The sequence below is a fragment of the Pseudomonas sp. SDO55104_S430 genome (assembly GCF_054070595.1).
Genome location: NZ_JBSVXG010000095.1, coordinates 1 through 21479 on the forward strand (window position 1 = coordinate 1; position 21479 = coordinate 21479).

15 protein-coding genes are annotated in these 21479 nt (G+C 60.5%); 13 read left to right on the forward strand and 2 right to left on the reverse strand.

All coding sequences use genetic code 11. The features are described from left to right. Window positions 1-76: 76 nt before the first annotated feature. Both ACW9JE_RS17345 and ACW9JE_RS17350 read right to left on the reverse strand, forming a co-directional pair. On the reverse strand, window positions 77-1471 hold the full coding sequence (locus ACW9JE_RS17345; RefSeq protein ID WP_224534471.1) for a PhoH family protein: 1395 nt from the start codon (window positions 1469-1471) through the stop codon (window positions 77-79). 336 nt (window positions 1472-1807) lie between these two features. Beyond that, entirely contained in the window at window positions 1808-2932 is a 1125-nt protein-coding gene (locus ACW9JE_RS17350; RefSeq protein WP_224534473.1) for a polysaccharide deacetylase family protein, read from the reverse strand. Window positions 2933-3082: 150 nt separating this feature from the next. On the opposite strand from ACW9JE_RS17350, the gene yaaA reads away from it, so the two are divergent. The 13 genes from yaaA to ACW9JE_RS17415 all read left to right on the forward strand — a co-directional run bounded on the left by yaaA (window position 3083) and on the right by ACW9JE_RS17415 (window position 21300). Then, the gene (gene yaaA / locus ACW9JE_RS17355; RefSeq protein ID WP_224534475.1) at window positions 3083-3862 is read left to right on the forward strand and encodes a peroxide stress protein YaaA; all 780 of its coding nucleotides are present in this window, start codon (window positions 3083-3085) and stop codon (window positions 3860-3862) included. Window positions 3863-4685: 823 nt separating this feature from the next. After that, on the forward strand, window positions 4686-6002 hold the full coding sequence (locus tag ACW9JE_RS17360; protein WP_224534477.1) for a nucleotide sugar dehydrogenase: 1317 nt from the start codon (window positions 4686-4688) through the stop codon (window positions 6000-6002). Between the two features lie 140 nt (window positions 6003-6142). Then, on the forward strand, window positions 6143-7624 hold the full coding sequence (gene alg8 / locus ACW9JE_RS17365) for a mannuronan synthase (protein ID WP_411961550.1): 1482 nt from the start codon (window positions 6143-6145) through the stop codon (window positions 7622-7624). Window positions 7625-7660: 36 nt separating this feature from the next. After that, on the forward strand, window positions 7661-8830 hold the full coding sequence (locus ACW9JE_RS17370; RefSeq protein WP_175377925.1) for an alginate biosynthesis protein Alg44: 1170 nt from the start codon (window positions 7661-7663) through the stop codon (window positions 8828-8830). Window positions 8831-8839: 9 nt separating this feature from the next. Then, window positions 8840-10345 carry an alginate biosynthesis TPR repeat lipoprotein AlgK gene (algK, locus tag ACW9JE_RS17375; protein WP_224534480.1) on the forward strand — a complete coding sequence of 502 codons (1506 nt, stop codon included), beginning with the start codon at window positions 8840-8842 and terminating at the stop codon, window positions 10343-10345. Further along, entirely contained in the window at window positions 10342-11826 is a 1485-nt protein-coding gene (locus ACW9JE_RS17380; RefSeq protein WP_224534482.1) for an alginate export family protein, read from the forward strand. The genes algK and ACW9JE_RS17380 overlap by 4 nt, the downstream gene beginning before the upstream one ends. Window positions 11827-11852: 26 nt before the next feature. Then, window positions 11853-13439 carry a mannuronan 5-epimerase AlgG gene (algG, locus tag ACW9JE_RS17385; RefSeq protein ID WP_224534484.1) on the forward strand — a complete coding sequence of 529 codons (1587 nt, stop codon included), beginning with the start codon at window positions 11853-11855 and terminating at the stop codon, window positions 13437-13439. Between the two features lie 10 nt (window positions 13440-13449). Continuing rightward, complete coding sequence (locus ACW9JE_RS17390; RefSeq protein ID WP_457433426.1) at window positions 13450-14910, forward strand: alginate O-acetyltransferase; 1461 nt, start codon at window positions 13450-13452, stop codon at window positions 14908-14910. A gap of 8 nt (window positions 14911-14918) precedes the next feature. Further along, a complete protein-coding gene (locus ACW9JE_RS17395; RefSeq protein WP_224534497.1) occupies window positions 14919-16043 on the forward strand; it encodes a mannuronate-specific alginate lyase in 1125 nt (374 codons plus the stop codon). Window positions 16044-16232: 189 nt separating this feature from the next. Beyond that, the gene (locus ACW9JE_RS17400) at window positions 16233-17798 is read left to right on the forward strand and encodes an MBOAT family O-acyltransferase (RefSeq protein ID WP_224534499.1); all 1566 of its coding nucleotides are present in this window, start codon (window positions 16233-16235) and stop codon (window positions 17796-17798) included. A gap of 11 nt (window positions 17799-17809) precedes the next feature. Beyond that, on the forward strand, window positions 17810-18985 hold the full coding sequence (locus tag ACW9JE_RS17405) for an alginate O-acetyltransferase (RefSeq protein WP_224534501.1): 1176 nt from the start codon (window positions 17810-17812) through the stop codon (window positions 18983-18985). Between the two features lie 17 nt (window positions 18986-19002). Then, window positions 19003-19659: an alginate O-acetyltransferase AlgF gene (locus ACW9JE_RS17410; protein WP_175377933.1), complete on the forward strand. Its 657-nt coding sequence runs from the start codon at window positions 19003-19005 to the stop codon at window positions 19657-19659. A 189-nt stretch (window positions 19660-19848) separates the two neighbouring features. Then, window positions 19849-21300: a mannose-1-phosphate guanylyltransferase/mannose-6-phosphate isomerase gene (locus tag ACW9JE_RS17415; protein WP_457433427.1), complete on the forward strand. Its 1452-nt coding sequence runs from the start codon at window positions 19849-19851 to the stop codon at window positions 21298-21300. The last annotated feature ends 179 nt before the right edge of the window (window positions 21301-21479 follow it).

The window sequence follows — 21479 nt, forward strand, 5'->3', positions numbered from 1 at the left end:
GCGGGCAAGCCTCGCTCCTACAAAGGCGCAATAAAAAACCGGGCGGCTTTTGGGCCGCCCGGTTCTGGTCAAACGGTTACAGATGCGATTCGGCGTATTCGGCCAGAATCGAGCGAGGCACCCCTTGCAGGGTGATGTGCACGCCGTTCGGGAAGTCCTTGAAGCGTTCGGTCAGGTAGGTCAGCCCGGAGCTGGTCGCGGACAGGTAAGGGGTGTCGATCTGTGCCAGGTTGCCCAGGCACACCACTTTGGAACCGGCGCCGGCACGGGTGATGATGGTTTTCATCTGGTGCGGCGTGAGGTTCTGGCATTCGTCGATCAGGATCAGGCTTTGCTGGAAGCTGCGGCCTCGAATGTAGTTGAGGGATTTGAACTGCAACGGCACTTTGCTGAGGATGTAGTCAACGCTGCCATGGGTGCTTTCGTCATCCATGTGCAAGGCTTCGAGGTTGTCGGTGATGGCGCCCAGCCAAGGCTCCATTTTTTCCGCTTCGGTGCCGGGCAAAAAGCCGATTTCCTGGTCCAGGCCCTGCACGCTGCGGGTGGCAATGATGCGGCGATAACGCTTGCTGACCATGGTCTGCTCGATCGCAGCGGCCAGGGCCAGAATGGTTTTACCGGAACCGGCGGCGCCGGACAGGTTGACCAGATGGATGTCCGGATCGAGCAAGGCGAACAGCGCCAGGCTCTGGTAGATGTCGCGAGGCTTGAGCCCCCAGGCTTCCTGGTGCAGCAGCGGCTCCTGATGCAGATCGAGGATCAGCAGCTGATCGTTCTCGATCTCCTTGATCCAGCCGACGAAGCCCTGCTCATCAATGATGAACTCGTTGATGTGCACCGCCGGCAGGTTGTCGATCATTTTCACCTGATGCCAGGTGCGACCATGACCCTGACGGGTTTCGACCTTGCTCACCAGATCCCAGAACGACCCCTTCATCTCGTGATAACCATTAGGCAGCAACGAAACGTCGTCTACCAGTTGGTCAGTGCTGTAGTCCTCGGCCGCGATCCCGCACGCGCGGGCCTTGAGGCGCATGTTGATGTCTTTGGTCACCAGCACCACCGACTTCTTCAGGTGGCGCGCCTGCAGGTCGATCAGCTGGTTGATGATGATGTTGTCGTTAAGGTGCTCGGGCAGAATGATGCTCGGCTCGGCGCGCTTGCTCATCAGAATTGACAGCAAGCCTTTCGGGCCACCCTTGCCCCGCTGGATCGGCACACCCTGTTCCACATCTTCGGGCGTGGCGTCGCCCAGGGTCTTGTCGATCAGCCGGATGGCCTGGCGGCATTCGGCGGCGACGCTGTGATGCCCGCTCTTGAGCTTGTCGAGCTCCTCAAGCACGGTCATTGGGAGGGCGACGTGGTGTTCTTCGAAATTGAGCAGCGCGTTTGGATCGTGAATCAATACGTTGGTATCGAGTACATAAAGGATTGGCTGGTTGGAAGAAGAGCTACGTCCGTGATCATCCATACTCGGTCACCTTTGTGGGAGCCATTGGACGCAATACCTTGACGGTTATGCGCCTCGAAGTGACTGCCGAATTCACCTGCGGGGACTCAAGTGAACTGCGCACGAGTAGGGTCTTGGAGGACGCCACCTGTGCTGCAGGTTTCGGCTGTCTGTCTTCGTAATACTCCAAAACCCATGACAGGAAAAAGCACTTTGACGCTTTTTTGAAGTTTATTTTGCAGAGTGACGAAAAGCCCTTGGCGGACTGCCATCATCCGTTTACAGTCGGAAATCAACCTGCTGCAAAATCCCTCCGAAAATCGCCCCGAACCCAATGTTTACGGGCTTTTCCTGTTTTCAGCGAAAACCGTCCTGGCAATCCTCCCAACCGATCCCGCTCTGCGACGTTTGCGTCAGCAGCCAGGGCAACGCGGTTTTCAGCCCGTCCTGCTTCACATTGAAATTGATCACGCCATGACGCCACAGCAGCATCAGGGTCAGCACCCGTTGTGCGCTCTGCGGGCCCTTGAGTTTGCCGGCGCCGTCCTGGGCATCGATGTCCCACAGGGCCACCTGCAGGCCCTGGGACTTGAAGAACGGCTCGGCGTCCGAGCGGCGCTGGCCATCGGGTGGACGGAACAGCGGCACGTAGTTCTCCGGCAGTTTGCCTTTGACCAGATCGACGCTGCGCCGGACCGAGTCCTGCCAGTCCTGCCAATGGCTGTGGGAGCGGAATTCCCAGCCCTGCACGCCGACACACTGGGTCGAAAAGGTTGATTGCAGATTGGCCACCGAGCCTTGAGCCAGACGCGTCTGAATGTCCTTGCCGAGGACGAAGAAGGTGCCGCTCATGTTCGCCTTGCGCAGGTAATCGGCCACCCAGTCGGTGTTGTCGGGCGCGGCATTGGCGGCGCTGTCGAAGGTCAGCAGGAACAGACGGTCATGCATGCCGTCGCCATTGCGTTCGTAGTCGCCGAATTGATCGACTTCGCTGGTGGTCTGCGGAAACAGCGCAGCCTTGCGCAGCTGTTCGTCCAGGTACTGGGCATGGAACAGGCGGCTGGGTTCGGCCCACTTGATGTAGTAGCTGTCTTCGCCGATCTGGAATTTGCCGGCTTGCTCACGCAGGGTCGGCATGTCCTCCACCAGGAAGCAGAACGACGCATCCTGATCGCAGCTCCGCTGGGCGAAATTGAAGCTGGTCAGCAAGCGTTGCCACATCCGTTCGCGTACGCGGTTGACCGACTCCATGTTGACCGTGCGCAGGCCCAGCCGCTGGGCCAGTGCGGGCTCATCCAGTGCTTCGCTGTCCTGCAGTCCGTGGGCGAACATGAGGATTTCGGCGCGCGAGGCCACGTCGAACAGCGTCGGATTGGTGAGTTTTTCCGGCCAGGTGCCGCGATCGAGCGTCGCCACCTCGCCCGGCGCCGCCATGGCGCCGAAGCTCAGGAGCCAGGCCGTGAATAGAAAAGCGATACGCAATGGGATGTCTCCATAACAAAACCCGCGCCGCACTATATCGCGGGAAGATCAAAAGATCGCATGACACCACCGATCACCTATCACACCGATAGCTGGAGTCATCACGGACAACCCCCTAGAATCGCCCCCACGATTAAAGGAGACGACTTCATGCTGATGGTGATTTCACCCGCCAAGACCCTCGATTACGAAACACCGCCGGCGACCCAGCGCTTTACCCAGCCGCAATACCTGGACCATTCCCAGGAGCTGATCCTGCAACTGCGCGACCTGACGCCGGCGCAGATCAGTGAGTTGATGCACGTCTCCGACAAGATCGGCGGGCTCAACGCCGCGCGTTTCGGCAGCTGGACCCCGGCATTCACCCCGGAAAACGCCAAGCAGGCGTTGCTGGCATTCAAGGGCGATGTGTACACCGGGTTGAACGCGCAAACCTTCAGCGAAGCCGATTTCGATTACGCCCAAAAGCATCTGCGCATGCTCTCCGGCCTCTATGGCCTGCTGCGCCCGCTGGACCTGATGCAACCTTATCGCCTGGAAATGGGCACCAAGCTGGCTAACGCTCGCGGCAAGGACCTGTATGCCTTCTGGGGTTCGCGCATCAGCGAATGGCTGAACGAAGCCCTGGCCGACCAGGGTGACGATGTCCTGCTGAACCTGGCCTCCAACGAGTACTTCTCGGCGGTCAAACGCAGCGCCCTGAACGCGCGGATCATCAATACCGAGTTCAAGGACCTGAAGAACGGCCAGTACAAGATCATCAGCTTCTACGCCAAGAAGGCCCGGGGCCTGATGAGCCGATTCGTCATCGCAGAACGGATCAATAATCCCGATGCCCTCAAACAGTTCGACGTCCAGGGCTATCGCTTCTGCGCCGAGCAATCCAAACCGGACAATCTGGTTTTCCTGCGCGATCACGCACCCGAGTGATCCATTAAAAGCGGCGCAGCAGTGGAAACCCGCTCTGCGCCGCTCTACTGATACCCCCTATAATCCCCGCTCGATTCGCCATTTTTATGGCGCCAAAAACACAACAGTCAATTTTCTAACTTTACTTTCATTCGACTTCGATCATTTTTTTCAGTAGTGGCACTGAAAATTTTTATCGGTACTGGCAAAAAACTATCCCCTGCGATTATCCGCCTATATATAAAGGGCGAAACGGCAAGTGCTATCAATATGAAAGCAGTGCCATCTTTCTCAATATTTCAAGAAATTTCAGAAATCACGATGGCCGGATCGGAACTATGTCCGAATGCACTGCTCGAACCACCGGTAACGAATTTCTTCGAGATTGTGAGAAATAACTTACGCAGAACAGAGATCCATGTAGCGAAGTTATCCCTGTAACTTCCACAGACTTATCTCTGATTTGGGCAATATTGAACGGACAGCGAAGACCCCTCTATGGCTATTTCCAACAGAGCCTGGGCAGCGCATCTATAGCGTGCTCAGCAGAGCACCCAAATACTTGATTTTCATGGCTTTCGCCTGACATCAAGGGCACGGAAAGGTTGCACGAATATCTTCTGAGCAGAGGATTGGCTGCATTACAGGGCACGCCAAACAATAAGCCCTGACGACGCACACCTTGAGTGCACTTATTTAGACACTCGTAACTTACATGCCACCACGAGGCATTGTTGCGCCTGTGCGCCGCACTTTCGAGTGCACTTAAAACGCTGAAAACGATGAACTATGACCATCTAATGGTTGAAGTTATTACAGGCTTGATAATAGAGAGGTAATTGCGATGCGCATCAGCATATTTGGTTTGGGTTACGTTGGCGCAGTGTGTGCCGGTTGCCTGTCTGCACGGGGTCATGACGTCGTTGGCGTCGATGTTGCCAAAGACAAGATCGATATGATCAATGCCGGCAAATCGCCGATCGTTGAACCGGGCCTGGGCGAGCTTCTGGCACAGGGTATCCAGACCGGTCGCCTGCGTGGCACCACCAACTTCTCCGAAGCGATCCGTGACACTGACCTGTCGATGATCTGCGTCGGTACGCCGAGCAAGAAGAACGGCGACCTGGAACTGAACTACATCGAGGCCGTGTGCCGCGAAATCGGTTTTGTCCTGCGTGAAAAATCCACCCGTCACACCATCGTGGTGCGCAGCACCGTGTTGCCGGGCACCGTGGCCAACGTGGTCATCCCGATCCTGGAAGACTGCTCCGGCAAGAAGGCGGGCGTCGATTTCGGCGTCGCCGTGAACCCTGAGTTCCTGCGCGAAAGCACCGCCATCGCCGACTACGACCAGCCGCCAATGACCGTCATCGGCGAGTTCGACAAGGCTTCGGGCGACGTCCTGCAATCGCTGTACGAAGAACTCGACGCGCCGATCATCCGCAAGGACATCGCCGTCGCCGAGATGATCAAGTACACCTGCAACGTGTGGCACGCCGCCAAGGTGACCTTCGCCAACGAGATCGGCAACATCGCCAAGGCCGTCGGCGTCGACGGTCGTGAAGTGATGGACGTAGTCTGCCAGGACAAGACCCTGAACCTGTCCCAGTACTACATGCGTCCGGGCTTCGCCTTCGGTGGCTCCTGCCTGCCGAAAGACGTGCGCGCCCTGACCTACCGCGCCAGCTCCCTGGACGTAGAAGCGCCGCTGCTCAACTCGCTGATGCGCAGCAACGAATCCCAGGTGCAGAACGCCTTCGATATCGTTTCCAACCACGACAAGCGCAAAGTCGCCCTGCTGGGCCTGAGCTTCAAGGCCGGCACCGACGACCTGCGTGAAAGCCCGCTGGTTGATCTGGCCGAAATGCTGATCGGCAAGGGTTACGACCTGAGCATCTACGACAGCAACGTCGAGTACGCCCGTGTCCACGGCGCGAACAAGGACTACATCGAGTCGAAAATCCCTCACGTGTCCTCGTTGCTCAACTCCGACTTCGACGAAGTGATCAACAACTCCGACGTGATCATCCTGGGCAACCGTGACGAGAAATTCCGCGCCCTGGTGCAGGACGTTCCGCACGGCAAGCAAGTGATCGACCTGGTGGGCTTCATGTCTCAGGCCACCAGCGCGCAAAGCCGAGCTGAAGGCATCTGCTGGTAAGGCAGCCTTCCTGTAGGAGCGAGCACGCTCGCGATGAACGCAAGAACACCGCGGGGTATCAGGTACCCAGCGTCATCGTTGGCGACCATCGCGAGCATGCTCGCTCCTACAGGTTCTACGGATCGAGACGGATGCAAATTATGCTCAGGCTAAAGCACGGCCTGCTCCAGGCCGCCGGTTGGCTGTTTTATCTAAGTCTGTTGATGGGCATCGCCGTTGCGCTGCCTGTGTCCACATTCGACCCCGAGTCGAAGGACTTCATTTTCCTGATCGGTATCGTCGGTATCTGGCGCTACTCGATGGGGGCCACGCACTTTGTGCGCGGCATGCTGTTTCTGTACGTGGTCTACCCGCACCTGCGGCGCAAAGTGCGCAAGCTGGGCAAGGCGGCGGACCCGTCCCACGTATTTCTGATGGTCACCAGTTTCCGGATCGATGCGCTGACCACCGCGCAGGTCTACAGCTCGGTGATCCGCGAAGCCATCGACTGCGAGCTGCCGACCACCGTGGTCTGTTCCATCGTGGAAATGTCCGATGAGCTTCTGGTCAAGAGCCTGTGGAAGCGGATGAACCCGCCTGCCCGGGTCAAGCTCGACTTCGTACGCATTCCCGGCACCGGCAAGCGCGACGGCCTGGCCTACGGTTTCCGCGCCATCTCCCGTCACCTGCCGGACGACCGCGCCGTGGTGGCGGTGATCGACGGCGACACCGTGCTCGGCGAAGGCGTAGTGCGCAAGACCGTGCCGTGGTTCCAGATGTTCGGCAACGTCGGCGGCCTGACCACCAACGAATTCTGCGAAGTGCGCGGCGGCTACATCATGAGCGAATGGCACAAGCTGCGTTTCGCCCAGCGTCACATCAACATGTGCTCGATGGCCCTGTCCAAGCGCGTGCTGACCATGACCGGGCGGATGTCGGTGTTCCGCGCGACCGTGGTGACCAACCCGGAATTCATCGCCGACGTGGAAAGCGACTCGCTGCAACACTGGCGCCTGGGCCGCTTCAAGTTCCTGACCGGCGACGACAAGTCCAGCTGGTTCAGCCTGATGCGCCTGGGCTACGACACCTTCTACGTGCCGGATGCCGCGATCAACACCGTCGAGCACCCGCCGGAAAAGAGCTTCATCAAGGCCAGTCGCAAGCTGATGTTCCGCTGGTACGGCAACAACCTGCGTCAGAACTCCCGTGCCCTGGGCCTGGGGATCCGGCGCCTGGGTGCGTTCACGTCCGTGGTGCTGTTCGATCAGCGCGTGTCGATGTGGACGTCGCTTCTGGGCCTGACCGTGGCACTGCTCGCCAGCTTCAAGTACGGCACCGCGTTCATCCTGGTGTACCTGCTGTGGATCGGCATCACCCGTCTGATCCTGACCCTGTTGCTGTCCTGCTCCGGCCACCGGATCGGGCCCGCTTACCCGGCGATTCTCTATTACAACCAGATCGTTGGCGCGCTGGTGAAGATCTACGTGTTCTTCCGCCTCGACCAACAGTCCTGGACTCGCCAGCCCACTTCTCTGTCCCGTGATCTCGCCAGCTTTCAACGTTGGTTCAACACCTGGTCGTCTCGGACCATGACCTTCTCCGCCGGCAGCATTTTCGTCGCCGTGCTGCTGATGATGGTCTGACCGAACTCGCCTGAATTAACTAGGAAAACGCCCCTTATGAATACCGCCGTCAACGCCAACGTAGTGCACGAATCCGAAGCCCAGCGCCAGCACGCCCGGGTCAAAATCCCGGCCAAGCTGCGGTTCTTCGGCCCAGACCGTACGCCGGTCGAAGCACGAGTGATCGACCTGTCCGCCGGTGGCCTGGCCTTCAACGCCGGTCAGCTGCCGCTCAAGGCTGGCGACGTGTACAAGGCCCGCCTGCAATTTGTCATCGACAACCTCGGCCTGGCCATGGACGTCGAATTGCAGGTGCGTTCCTACGATCGCCAGACCGGTCGCGCCGGTTGCCAGTTCCAGAACCTGGAGCCGCAGGACATCTCGACCCTGCGCCACCTGATCACTTCGCACCTGGCGGGCGATCTCGTCAGCATCGGCGAAATGCTCGCGACCCTGCAGCGCGACAACTTCACCAAGGCGCGCAAGAACAAGGACGGCGGCCATGGCATGAGCGCGTTCGGGCGCCTGAAAGCCGTGACGTTCAGCCTGGGGGTTTTCGTCGTCGGCGTGGCGGCGTTCGGTTTCATTTTCAAATCGGTGTACGGCATGTACTTCGTCAGCCACGCCCAGGCCGGTCTGGTCAGCGTGCCGGGCATCAACATCACCATGCCGCGCGACGGCACCGTGCAGAGCCTGGTCAAAGCCGACGGCGTGGCGGCCAAGGGCGCACCGCTGGCGACCTTCAGCACCAGCATGCTCGACGTGCTCAAGGGCCACCTGGAAGGCGATCAACTGGCGCCGGCCAAGGTCGAGGAACTGTTCGGCAAGCAAATGACCGGCACCCTGACTTCGCCGTGCGATTGCACCGTGGGCCAGCAACTGGTTGCCAACGGTCAGTACGCCAGCAAGGGCGATGTGATCTTCCAGCTGGTGCCGCGCAACACCGAAGCCAATGTCGAGGCGCGCTTCTCCTATCGCCAGTTCGGCGACGTGCTGCCAGGCACCGCCGTGCGCTTCCAGATCGCCGGTGAAGACAAGACCCGCACCGGCAAGATCGTCAGCAGCACCAGCCTGAAAAGCGCCGACCTGTCCTCCGACATCCGCGTGCTGATCCAGCCTGACGAAGCCCTGGACAGCACCCTCGCCGGCCGCCCGGTGGAAGTGAACAGCGACCGCGGCCCGAACCTGAACTGGCTGATCGACAAAGCCATGGCTGCTGGTCTGTAACCGGAGGACATGCCTGTGACTTCTATCCAAAGAACACCACAGTCCCTGTGGGAGCTGGCTTGCCAGCGATTGGATCAACTCGGTTTGTCTGATGCACCGCGGTGCCTGAATCGCTGGCAAGCCAGCTCCCACAAGGGCCATGCGTTGTGTGCACTGGCGCTTGCCGTCAGCCTCACCGGCTGCGCCGGCCTGCCCGACCAGCGCCTGGCCAACGAAGCCCTCAAGCGTGGCGACACCGCCACCGCCGCGGCGAACTACCAGCAGCTCGCAGACCTGGGCTACAGCGAAGCCCAGGTCGGTCTGGCCGATATCCAGGTGGACAGCCGTGACCCGGCGCAGATGAAGCAGGCCGAGGCCACTTACCGCGCCGCCGCCAGCGTCTCGCCCCGTGCCCAGGCACGCCTGGGTCGTCTGCTGGTGGCCAAGCCCGGCTCCACCGAAGCCGAACAGCACGAAGCCGAAGGCCTGTTGAAAAAGGCCTCGGCCGCCGGTGAAGGCAACACCCTGATTCCGCTGGCCATGCTGTACCTGCAATACCCGCACAGCTTTCCCAATGTGAATGCGCAGCAGCAGATCAGCCAATGGCGCGCCGAAGGCAAGCCGGAAGCGGGCCTGGCGCAAGTGCTGCTGTATCGCACCCAGGGCACCTACGACCAGCATCTGGATGACGTGGAAAAGATCTGCAAAGCCGCGATCAACACCACCGACATCTGCTACGTCGAACTGGCCACGGTCTATCAGAAAAAGGCCCAGCCGGAACAGCAGGCCGAGTTGATCAAGCAAATGCAGGCGGCCCACAGCCGCGGCACCGTCTCTGCTCAGCGCGTGGACAGCGTCGCTCGCGTGCTGGCCGATCCGACCCTGGGCAAGACCGACGAGAAAACCGCGCAGTCGCTGCTCGAACCGATCGCGCCGGGCTACCCGGCCTCGTGGGTGACACTCGCGCAACTGATCTACGACTTCCCGGAACTGGGCGACGTCGACCAGATGATGAAGTACCTGGACAACGGCCGCGCCGCCGACCAACCCCGCGCCGAGCTGTTGCTGGGCAAGCTGTACTACGAAGGGAAAATGGTCCCGGCCGACGCCAAGGTCGCCGAGGAACACTTCCAAAAAGCCGTCGGCCGTGAGGTCGCCGCCGATTACTACCTCGGCCAGATCTATCGCCGCGGTTACCTGGGCAAGGTCTATCCGCAGAAGGCTCTCGACCATCTGCTGACCGCTGCGCGCAACGGCCAGAACAGCGCCGACTTCGCCATCGCCCAGCTGTTTTCCCAAGGCAAGGGCACCAAACCCGACCCGCTCAACGCTTACGTCTTCAGCCAGTTGGCCAAGGCCCAGAACACTCCGCAGGCCACCGAGCTTGCGCAAACCATCGAAGCCCAGTTGCCGCCTGCGCAACTTGCCGAGGCCCAGCGCCTGTTGAAACAGGAACAGGCCAGTCGCGGTGCCTTGAGTCAGAACACGCTGCAACTGCACGCCCTGCAAGAAGAGGACGGCGAGGAAACCCTATGAAGTTGAATCCATTCGTACAAGCCGGTATCGGCCTGACATTCGCCGTGTTGTGGTCCTGCCCGACACTGGCGGCCATGACTGAAGAGCCGAAGAACTTCGGCCTGGACGTGAAAATCACCGGTCAGTCCGAAGACGACCGCGACCTGGGCACCCAGAGCGGCGGCGACGTCAATGGCGTGGGCCTGGATCTGCGTCCATGGATCTATGGCGAAAGCGGCGCGTGGAGCGCCTACGCCATGGGTCAGGCGGTGACCTCCACCGACATCATCGAGACCGACACCCTGCAACAGGCCGACGGCACCGAGACCACCGACAACGGCGATCGCAAGGCCAAGAAAAACTACCTGGCGATGCGCGAGTTCTGGGTCGGCTACAGCGGCTTCACGCCATACCCCGGCGAGATCCTCAAGTTCGGTCGCCAGCGCCTGCGCAACGACGACGGCCAATGGCGCGACACCAACATCGAAGCCCTGAACTGGACCTTCGACACCACCTTGCTGCGCGCCAACGCCGGTATCGCCGAACGTTTCAGCGAGTACCGCACCGACCTCAAGGAACTGTCGCCACAGGACAAGGACCGCCTGCACGCCTACGCCGATGCCGCGTACCAGTGGACCCCGGGCAACTGGGTCGGCATTCGCGGTCATCACACCCACGATGACGGCAAGCTCGACTACCCGACACCGGGTGAACCGGCCGACACCCTGGACAAGAAACAGAACGGCGACATCAGCTGGCTGGGCCTTACCGCCGACAGCGACGCCTACAACTGGCGCAACACTAACCAGCTCAATTACTGGGGCAGCATCACCGGCATGAGCGGCGACCGCGACACGGTCAACCCGCTGAACGCCGATGGCACCGCGCCCGCCCAAGCCAAGCGCAGCGGCGATGTCGACGGCTGGGCCACCGACCTGGGCGTGCGCCTGCGTCTGGATCCGCAATGGCAAGTCGGTGCGGCCTACGCCCGTGCCAGCGCCGATTACGAACAGAACGGCCTGGAAAGCAACCGCTCGAACTTCACCGGTACCCGCTCGCGAGTCCATCGTTTCGGCGAGGCCTTCCGTGGCGAAATGAACAACCTGCAAACCGCCACGCTGTTCGGTTCGTGGATGCTCAACGACGAATACGACGCCAGCCTGATCTACCACAAGTTCTGGCGTGTCGACGGCAACAAGCCGGTGGGCAGCAACGGTATCGACGCGGTGCAGAACAACACCGACGACGTGACCGGCGCCGTGCTCTCCAGCACTTCGCTGCCGCTCAACGACGGTGAAAAAGACATGGGTCAGGAAATGGACCTGGTGGTCACCAAGTACTTCAAGCAAGGGCTGCTGCCGGCCTCGCTGAGCCAGGCGGTGGACGAGCCTTCGGCGCTGGTGCGTTTCCGTGGTGGCGTGTTCAAGCCGGGTGATGCCTACGGCAAAGAAGTCGATTCGTACATGCACCGCGCGTTCATCGACGTGATCTGGCGCTTCTGATGCACATTGCGAAGGGAGTCTCCCAGATGAATCATCAAGCCTTCAAAGGCTCGATCAGCCTGTTGGCCGGCGCGATGCTGCTGGCCAGCATGAGTGCCTTCGCCAATGTGGAGCCGGCCTCTCAACCAGGCAAACCGGCAACCATGGCCAAAGAGCTGCAACAGGCCAAGACCTACACCGTCACCAGCGCACCCACTGCGCCGCTGGAAATGAGTGCGCCGAAACTGCCGGACCTTTCGGGCTACACCGCCGAGGCCATCGCCGCCAAAGTGGTGCGCAGCAAGGCCGGCAAGATCAGCGTGCGCCGGATGATGCAGGAAGACGCCCTGAAAGACTTCATTGGCGGCGACAACAAGATGGCCGAATGGGTGGTGCGTCAGCACGGCATCCCTCAGGCGATCTTCGTCGACGACGGCTACATGAACCTCAAGGACCTGGCGAAGAAACTGCCCAAGCAGTATTTCAGCGAAACCTCGCCGGGGGTGTTCCTGGCCAAATTGCCGATCGTGGTCGGTCAGCACGGCATCCTCGAAATCGACAAGCAGACTCAGGAATTGCGCCTGTCCCAGGAGGCCGGCTCGTTCCTGGTCAACGACGGTCAGCTGTTTGTGCGTGACACCAAAATCACCGGCTGGCGCGAGAAGGAAAACGGTCCGGCGACATTCCGTTCGCCCAAGGAATTTCGCCCGTTCCTGCTGGCCTGGGGTGGTACCGAGACCTACATCGCCAACAGCAAGATGGCCAGCTTCGGCTACGCCAACAGTAAGTCCTACGGCGTGAGTATTTCCCAGTACACGCCGAACATGGCCAAGGTGCTCAAGCGCCCTGAACCGACCGGCTGGATCGTCGGCTCCGAGTTCTCGGACATGTGGTACGGCTTCTACTGCTACGAGACCACGGGCTTTGTGGTCAAGGGCAACACCTACAAGGACAACATCGTCTACGGCATCGACCCCCACGACCGTTCCCACGGTCTGATCATTGCCGAGAACACGGTGTACGGAACGAAGAAGAAGCACGGGATCATCATCTCCCGCGAGGTCAACGACAGCTTCATCTTCAACAACCGCACCTACGACAACAAGCTGTCGGGCATCGTGATCGACCGTAACAGCGTCAACAACGTGATTGCCCACAACGAGGTCTATCAGAACCACACCGACGGCATCACCCTCTACGAGAGTGCCGACAACCTGCTGTGGGGCAACAAGGTGCTGAGCAACCGCCGTCACGGCATCCGCATTCGTAACAGCGTGAACATTCGCCTCTACGAAAACGTCGCCATGGCCAACGGCCTGACCGGTGTCTACGGGCACATCAAGGACCTGACCGACACCGACCGTGACATCAAGCTCGACCCGTTCGACGCCCAGGTCTCGCTGATCGTGGTCGGCGGCGAATTGGCGGCCAACGGCAGCGGCCCTCTGTCCATCGACTCGCCGTTGAGCGTGGAGCTGTATCGCGTGTCCATGCTCGCGCCGACCAAATCCAGCGGCATCAGCTTCAACGGGATTCTCGGCGAGCGCCAGGATGAAATTCTCGACCTGCTGGTGCGCCAGCAGAAAGCCGTGCTGATCGACCCTGTCGAACGCCAGACCGAAATGCGGGACTGAGGATAATTTTATGCACCCACACCTGATCAAATTACTCAGCCTGTCGGCCCTGACCGCCGGCATTCTCGCCGCCAGCACTGGTGCTCGTGCGGATGAAGCTGCCGGTAACATAAGCCCGCCGAAGTTCTCTGCAGAACCGTGCTGCAGCCTGTGCCCCGCCGCCCACGATGCGAAGAACTACACCACCCGCTACCAGCAGAACTTCACCACGCTGGTGCAGGCCCAGGGCGACTGGCTGTTCCGGACTCAGGAAGACTTGCGCACCGAATTCGACACCACACCTGCCGGCTACAAGCGCATGAAGCAGCTGCACGATGCGTTCAAGAGCAAGGGTGTGGAACTGGTGGTCGTCTACCAGCCGACCCGTGGCCTGGTGAACCGCAACAAGCTGAACCCGGCCGAGAAAGCCAGCTTCGATTTCGACAAGGCGCTGCGCAACTACAAGACCATGCTCGGCCGTTTCGCCGCCATGGGCTACGTGGTGCCGGACCTCTCGCCGCTGACCAATGAGCAACTGCCGGACACCCTGCCCGCCCACGACTTCTACTTCCGCGGCGACCAGCACTGGACTCCGTACGGCGCCCAACGCACTGCGAAGATCGTCGCCGAAAAGGTCAAGCAGCTGCCTGAGTTCGCCGACATTCCAAAGCGTGAATTCGAGACCCACAAGTCGGGTCGCATGGGCAAGACCGGAACATTGCACAACATGGCCGGTCAACTCTGTGGCACCAGCTACGCGATCCAGTACATGGATCAGTTCACCACCGAGCCCAAGGGCGAGGCAGGCGACGGCGATCTGTTCGGCGATTCCGGCAACCCGCAGATCACCCTCGTGGGCACCTCCCACAGTGGCAAGAACTACAACTTCGCCGGCTTCCTCGAAGAGGCCATCGGCGCCGACATTCTCAACGTGGCGTTCCCCGGCGGCGGCCTGGAAGGTTCGATGCTGCAGTACCTGGGCAGCGACGAGTTCCAGAAGAACCCGCCGAAGATTCTCATCTGGGAATTCTCGCCGCTCTACCGCCTGGACCAGGAAACCATCTACCGCCAGATGATGGCGCTGCTGGACAACGGTTGCGAAGGCAAGGATGCACAGATGTCCGGCAGCACCACGCTTAAGCCGGGCAAGAACGAACTGATGGTCAACAGCAAAAACCTGAACCTGCAGAACAGCAGTCACCAGGTCGACATCCGCTTCGCCGACACCTCGGTGAAAACCCTGCAAGCCACCCTCTGGTACATGAACGGGCGCCACGAGGACATCAAGATCGAGAAACCGGAAACCTCCGAAACCGACGGGCGTTTCGCCTTCGAGTTGCGTACCGACGAAGACTGGGCCTCGCAGAACCTGCTGGCCGTCGAAGTCCAGGGCCCGGAAGCGGGCGGCGCGCCACAGAAGGTCGAAGCGAAAATCTGCAAACGCAACGTATTCCCCGGCGCCGAGCAGCGCACTGCTTCAGTCGGGCAATGAGGTCTGCCATGCGAAATCCGAAACTTGCCAATCTGTTGGCACCGACCCTGCTGAGCCTGGCGATGTTCGCCGGGGCGACCCAGGCGGCGGCGCCCTTGCGTCCGCCACAGGGTTACTTTGCGCCTATCGAGAAAGTCAAAACCGGCGACGGCGGCGAAGGCTGCGAAGCCATGCCGACGCCCTACACCGGCTCGCTGCAATTTCGCAGCAAGTACGAAGGCTCGGACAAGGCCCGCGCGACCCTGAACGTGCAATCGGAAAAAGCCTTCCGCGACAGCACCGCCGACATCACCAAGGTCGAGCGCGGCACCGCCAAGCGAGTGATGCAGTTCATGCGCGACGGTCGTCCGGAACAACTGGAATGCACGCTCACCTGGCTCACCGCCTGGGCCCAGGCCGATGCGTTGATGTCCAAGGACTTCAATCACACCGGCAAGTCGATGCGCAAATGGGCGCTGGGCAGCATGGCGTCGTCGTACCTTCGCCTGAAGTTCTCCGACTCCCATCCGCTGGCCAACCATCAGCAGCAGGCGCAGTTGATCGAAGCCTGGTTCAGCAAGATGGCCGATCAGGTGGTCAGCGACTGGGACAACCTGCCGCTGGAGAAAACCAACAACCATTCGTACTGGGCCGCCTGGTCGGTGATGGCAACGTCCATCGCCACCGATCGTCGCGACCTGTTCGATTGGGCGGTGAAGGAGTTCAAGGTCGGCGCCAACCAGATCGACGCCCAGGGTTACTTGCCCAACGAACTCAAGCGCCAGCAACGCGCCCTCGCCTACCACAACTACGCCTTGCCGCCGCTGGCGATGATCGCCAGCTTCGCTCAGGTCAACGGTGTGGACCTGCGCCAGGAAAACAACGGCGCGCTGAAACGCTTGGGTGATCGCGTACTTGCCGGGGTTAAAGACCCGGATGAATTCGAGCAGAAGAACGGCAAGAAACAGGACATGACCGACCTGAAAGAGGACATGAAATTCGCCTGGCTCGAACCGTTCTGCAGCCTCTACAGCTGCTCGGCGGATGTGCTGGAGAAGAAGCATGAAATGCAACCGTTCAAGACCTTCCGCCTGGGTGGGGACCTGACCAAGGTTTATGACCCTTCACGCGAGAAGGGAAACAAAGGTTCGTAGGAGCGAGGCTTGCCCGCGAAGAACGATGACACGGTTCATCAGTTTCACCGCGTGATGGCTTTCGCAGGCAAGCCTTGCTCCTACAAAGGCTGTATCGAGTTTGAGTATGTGAGTTACCCCCCGATTTTCTGTGGGGGGTTTGGGGGGGCCGTGGGCCCTTGACTGTTGGTTAAACAAGGAGAGATCGGGATGGTTTTCTCATCCAACGTGTTCCTGTTTCTGTTCTTGCCGATCTTTCTCGGCTTGTACTACCTGAGCGGGCAACGCTATCGCAATCTGCTGCTGCTGATTGCCAGCTACGTGTTCTATGCCTGGTGGCGTGTGGACTTTTTGGCGCTGTTCGCAGCCGTCACATTGTGGAACTACTGGATCGGCCTGAAAGTCGGTGCCGCAGGAGTGCGCACCAAACCGGCGCAGCGCTGGCTGCTGCTCGGCGTGGCCGTCGACCTGTGCATCCTGGGCTACTTCAAGTACGCCAACTTCGGCGTCGACAGCATCAACGCGATGATGACGTCGGTGGGCCTGGAGCCGTTCATCCTGACCCACGTGCTGCTGCCGATCGGTATCTCGTTCTACATCTTCGAGTCCATCAGCTACATCATCGACGTCTACCGTGGCGACACTCCGGCGACCCGCAACCTGATCGACTTCGCGGCGTTCGTGGCGATCTTCCCGCACCTGATCGCCGGCCCCGTGCTGCGTTTCCGCGACCTGGCCGATCAGTTCAACAACCGCACCCATACCCTCGACAAGTTCTCCGAGGGCTGCACGCGGTTCATGCAGGGTTTCATCAAGAAGGTCTTCATCGCCGACACCCTCGCGGTGGTGGCCGACCATTGCTTCGCCCTGCAAAACCCGACCACGGGTGATGCCTGGCTCGGCGCGCTGGCGTACACCGCGCAGCTGTACTTCGACTTCTCCGGCTACAGCGACATGGCGATCGGTCTGGGTCTGATGATGGGTTTCCGCTTCATGGAAAACTTCAAACAGCCCTACATCAGCCAGTCGATCACCGAGTTCTGGCGCCGCTGGCATATCAGCCTGTCGACCTGGCTGCGCGACTACCTCTACATCACTCTGGGCGGTAACCGCAAAGGCACGCTGACCACCTATCGCAACCTGTTCCTGACCATGCTGCTCGGTGGTCTGTGGCACGGCGCGAACATCACCTACATCGTCTGGGGTGCGTGGCACGGCATGTGGCTGGCGATCGAGAAAGCCATCGGCCTGAACACCTCGCCGCGCAGCTTCAACCCGATCCGCTGGGCGCTGACTTTCCTGCTGGTGGTGATGGGCTGGGTGATCTTCCGTGCCGAGAACCTGCACGTCGCCGGCCGCATGTACGGCGCGATGTTCAGCTTCGGCGACTGGAATCTGTCGGAACTCAATCAGGCCAGCCTCACCGGTCTGCAAGTCGCGACCCTGATCGTGGCCTACGTGACCCTGGCGTTCTTCGGTCTGCGCGATTTCTACAGCAACCAGCCACCGGTCAAGACCAAGCCTGAAGTGAATGTCGATGCCGACGGCCCGGCTGCCGCAACCGCCGGCACCATCAAGGCCGTGCCTGGGGATAACCCGACCAGCATCCATCAGCCTGGCTACACCGTTGGCGTCGAAGCCCAGGTGCAACCGGCCTATTGGACTGCGGACTGGTCGCGCTACGTGATGCGCGCCCTGGTGTTGCTGCTGTTCATCGCCTCGATTCTCAAACTCTCGGCGCAAAGCTTCTCGCCGTTCCTTTACTTCCAGTTCTGAGGGATCTGACCATGACCCGCTCATTACGCATCTTCTACATCGCCCTGTTCCTGGTGACCCTGCTCGCCCTGGGCCTGTGGTCGGTTCGCAGCTTCCTGGGCTTCAGCACCAATGCTGACGCGACGGTGCTCAACGGCCGCTGGACCAAGGCGGTGGAGACCCACTACGACGACGAGTTTCCGATCAAGCGCCTGGGTACCAACCTCTGGGCGGCGCTGGACTTCAAGCTGTTCAACGAAGGTCGTCCGGGTGTGGTGCTCGGCCGCGACCAGTGGCTGTACAGCGATGAGGAATTCCACCCGAGCGTCAACGAAGAGCTGAACCTGCAAGGCAACTACGCGCTGGTCGAAGGCGTGCGCCAGACCCTCAAAGCAAAAGGTATCCAGTTGGTGATGGCAGTGGTGCCGGCCAAGGTGCGCCTGTACCCGGAACATCTGGGCGAGGTGAAACCGGCGAGCATTCACGCCAACCTCTACCAGGATTTCCACAAGCGTCTGGCCGCCGATCGTATCCCGGCACCTGACCTGCTCGGCCCGCTGCAATCGGCCAAGCAGAACGGCAAGCAGGTGTTCCTGCGCACCGATACCCACTGGACTCCGGAAGGCGCCGAGATCGCCGCCAACCGCCTGGCCAGGACCATCGCCGACAAGTACCCGCTGAGCGGCGAACCGCAGAACTTCGTTACCGAACCTGCGGAGAAGGTCACGCACAAGGGCGACCTGCGCCTGTTCCTGCCGCTGGACCCGCTGTTCGAAAACATGATGCCGGCGCAGGAATCCCTGCAGAAGCGCAACACCGTGGCGGCTGAAGGCCAACCGGCCGGCGACGACGCGCTGTTCGCCAACACCGAAGTGCCTGTCGCGCTGGTCGGCACCAGCTACAGCGCCAACCCGAACTGGAACTTCGTCGGCGCGCTCAAGCAGGCCCTGCACAGCGACGTGGTCAGTTACGCCGAAGACGGCCACGGTCCGATTCTGCCGATGCTCAGTTACCTGAAAAGTGATGCCTTCAAGAACAGCCCGCCTCAGGTGCTGATCTGGGAGTTCCCTGAACGTTATCTGCCTGTGAACAACGAAATCGGCGACGCCGACCCGCAGTGGGTCGCAGAGCTCAAGCAAGCCGGCGCGCGCCAACAGAACGTAGCTGTAAACACTAAATCCGAGACGCCCGACCGGGCGCAAAACTGAAAGAGAGAGGTACTACCATGACTTTCAAAACTACTCCTCGTCGTCTCGCCAAGACCTTTGCACTGGTTGCTGGTATGAGTGTGCTCTCGATGCAGGCCTTCGCCGGTGGCGATGCGGCGCTGTACGGCCCGACCGCGCCGAAAGGCTCGTCCTTCGTGCGTATCTACAACGCCAGCAACAGTGAGGTCAGCGCCACCGTGGGCAGCACCAACCTGAGCGATGTCGCGCCGCTGTCGAGCAGTGACTTCAGCTTCATGCCCGGCGGCGACTACAGCGCCAAGGTCGGCAGCCAGAACCTGCCGGTGAAACTGGCCAGCGATCACTATTACACCCTGGTCAACAACGCCAGCGGCGCACCGCAACTGATCGAAGAGCCGCCGTTCAAGAACAAACAGAAATCCCTGGTACGCGTACAGAACCTCAGCGACAAGGCGCTGACCCTGAAAACCGCCGACGGCAAGACCGACGTGGTGCCGAACGTCGCGGCCAAAGGCCGTGGCGAACGTGAAATCAACCCGGTGAAAGTCAGCCTGGCGCTATACGATGGCGCAACGAAAGTCGGCGACGTGAAACCGGTCGCCCTGGAACGCGGTGAAGCCGCCGTGCTGTACGTCACCGGCAGCGGCAGCAGCCTGTCGCCGGTCTGGGTAAAACGCCCGGTGTCGACGCGCTAATCAATTTTCACGGCTTGACAACGCTCCTGTAGGAGCACGGCTTGCCGGCGAAGGGGCCCTTGAGACCGCCTTCGCAGGCAAGCCTGGCTCCAACAGGGACGGGGTGTCAGGCCGGACACAGTACAAAAACCAGAGTGCAACGACCCAATGCTCGTCGCTCTGACCAAACGATTTTCAAGGAGTAACAACATGATTCCGGTGATTTTGTCAGGTGGTAGCGGTTCCCGTCTCTGGCCGCTGTCGCGCAAGCAATTCCCGAAACAGTTCCTGGCCCTGACCGGCGAGCACACCCTGTTCCAGCAAACCCTGGAACGCCTGGTGTTCGAAGGCATGGACGCGCCGATCGTGGTCTGCAACAAGGACCACCGCTTCATCGTCAACGAGCAACTGGCCGCCCGCAAACTGGAAACCCAGCGCATCCTGATGGAACCGTTCGGGCGCAACACCGCACCGGCGGTGGCGCTGACCGCGATGATGCTGGTCAATGAAGGTCGCGACGAGCTGATGCTGGTGCTGCCGGCCGACCACGTGCTGGACGATCAGAAAGCCCTGCAACGCGCCCTGGCCCTGGCCACCGTCGCCGCCGAAAACGGCGAGATGGTGCTGTTCGGCGTGCCGGCCACCAAGCCGGAAACCGGCTACGGCTACATCAAGTCGACCAACGACTCGCTGCTGCCCGAAGGCGTCAGCCGCGTCTCGCACTTCGTCGAAAAACCTGACGTGAAGCGCGCCACCGAGTTCGTCCAGTCCGGCGGTTATTTCTGGAACAGCGGCATGTTCCTGTTCCGCGCCAGCCGTTTCCTGGAAGAGCTGAAAAAGCACGATCCGGACATCTACGACAACTGCCTGCTGACCTTGGAACGCAGCGAGCAGGACATGGACACCGTGAACTTCGACGAAGCCACCTTCGCCTGCTGCCCGGACAATTCCATCGACTACTCGGTGATGGAAAAGACCCAGCGCGCCTGCGTGGTGCCGCTGACCGCGGGCTGGAGCGATGTCGGCTGCTGGTCGTCGCTGTGGGAAGTCAACGAGAAAGACGCCAACGGCAACGTCACCAAGGGCGATGTGGTGGTGCAGGACAGCAAGAACTGCATGATCCACGGCAACGGCAAACTGGTGTCGGTGATCGGCCTGGAAAACATCGTGGTGGTCGAAACCAAGGACGCCATGATGATCGCGCACAAGGACAAGGTCCAAGGCGTGAAACAGATGGTCAACACCCTCAACGAACAGGGCCGCAGCGAAACCCAGAACCACTGCGAAGTCTATCGTCCGTGGGGTTCCTACGACTCGGTGGACATGGGCGGCCGCTTCCAGGTCAAGCACATCTCGGTCAAGCCGGGCGCGTGCCTGTCACTGCAGATGCACCACCACCGTGCCGAGCACTGGATCGTCGTCAGCGGCACCGCCGAAGTGACCTGCGATGAAAACGTGTTCCTGCTGACCGAAAACCAGTCGACCTACATCCCGATCGCCTCGGTCCACCGCCTGCGCAACCCGGGCAAGATTCCGCTGGAGATCATCGAAGTGCAATCGGGCAGCTACCTGGGCGAGGACGATATCGAGCGGTTCGAAGACATCTACGGGCGCTCGACGCCGATTGAGCGTGGTGTGTCGGTGAAGACGATCGCGCAGTAAGACTCTGTAGGCCTTGAGCCCCTGACCGGCCTGCCGCGTTCCCTATCCGCGGTGGGTTGGTCAGGGGATTTTTTTGGCCTCAGTTTTTGTGTTGTCTGTCAGGGCCTCATCGCGGGCAAGCCCGCTCCCACAGGGTTCTGTTGGGGGACATGGATTGCATTCACACCGCAGATCCTTGT

What these genes read in the sequence shown, in the direction of transcription:
- ACW9JE_RS17345 (WP_224534471.1), bottom strand. Translation starts at nt 1,471, where the DNA reads ATGGATGATCACGGACGTAGCTCTTCTTCCAACCAGCCAATCCTTTAT.
- yaaA (WP_224534475.1), top strand. Translation starts at nt 3,083, where the DNA reads ATGCTGATGGTGATTTCACCCGCCAAGACCCTCGATTACGAAACACCG.
- ACW9JE_RS17360 (WP_224534477.1), top strand. Translation starts at nt 4,686, where the DNA reads ATGCGCATCAGCATATTTGGTTTGGGTTACGTTGGCGCAGTGTGTGCC.
- alg8 (WP_411961550.1), top strand. Translation starts at nt 6,143, where the DNA reads ATGCTCAGGCTAAAGCACGGCCTGCTCCAGGCCGCCGGTTGGCTGTTT.
- ACW9JE_RS17370 (WP_175377925.1), top strand. Translation starts at nt 7,661, where the DNA reads ATGAATACCGCCGTCAACGCCAACGTAGTGCACGAATCCGAAGCCCAG.
- algK (WP_224534480.1), top strand. Translation starts at nt 8,840, where the DNA reads ATGCCTGTGACTTCTATCCAAAGAACACCACAGTCCCTGTGGGAGCTG.
- ACW9JE_RS17380 (WP_224534482.1), top strand. Translation starts at nt 10,342, where the DNA reads ATGAAGTTGAATCCATTCGTACAAGCCGGTATCGGCCTGACATTCGCC.
- algG (WP_224534484.1), top strand. Translation starts at nt 11,853, where the DNA reads ATGAATCATCAAGCCTTCAAAGGCTCGATCAGCCTGTTGGCCGGCGCG.
- ACW9JE_RS17390 (WP_457433426.1), top strand. Translation starts at nt 13,450, where the DNA reads ATGCACCCACACCTGATCAAATTACTCAGCCTGTCGGCCCTGACCGCC.
- ACW9JE_RS17395 (WP_224534497.1), top strand. Translation starts at nt 14,919, where the DNA reads ATGCGAAATCCGAAACTTGCCAATCTGTTGGCACCGACCCTGCTGAGC.
- ACW9JE_RS17400 (WP_224534499.1), top strand. Translation starts at nt 16,233, where the DNA reads ATGGTTTTCTCATCCAACGTGTTCCTGTTTCTGTTCTTGCCGATCTTT.
- ACW9JE_RS17405 (WP_224534501.1), top strand. Translation starts at nt 17,810, where the DNA reads ATGACCCGCTCATTACGCATCTTCTACATCGCCCTGTTCCTGGTGACC.
- ACW9JE_RS17410 (WP_175377933.1), top strand. Translation starts at nt 19,003, where the DNA reads ATGACTTTCAAAACTACTCCTCGTCGTCTCGCCAAGACCTTTGCACTG.
- ACW9JE_RS17415 (WP_457433427.1), top strand. Translation starts at nt 19,849, where the DNA reads ATGATTCCGGTGATTTTGTCAGGTGGTAGCGGTTCCCGTCTCTGGCCG.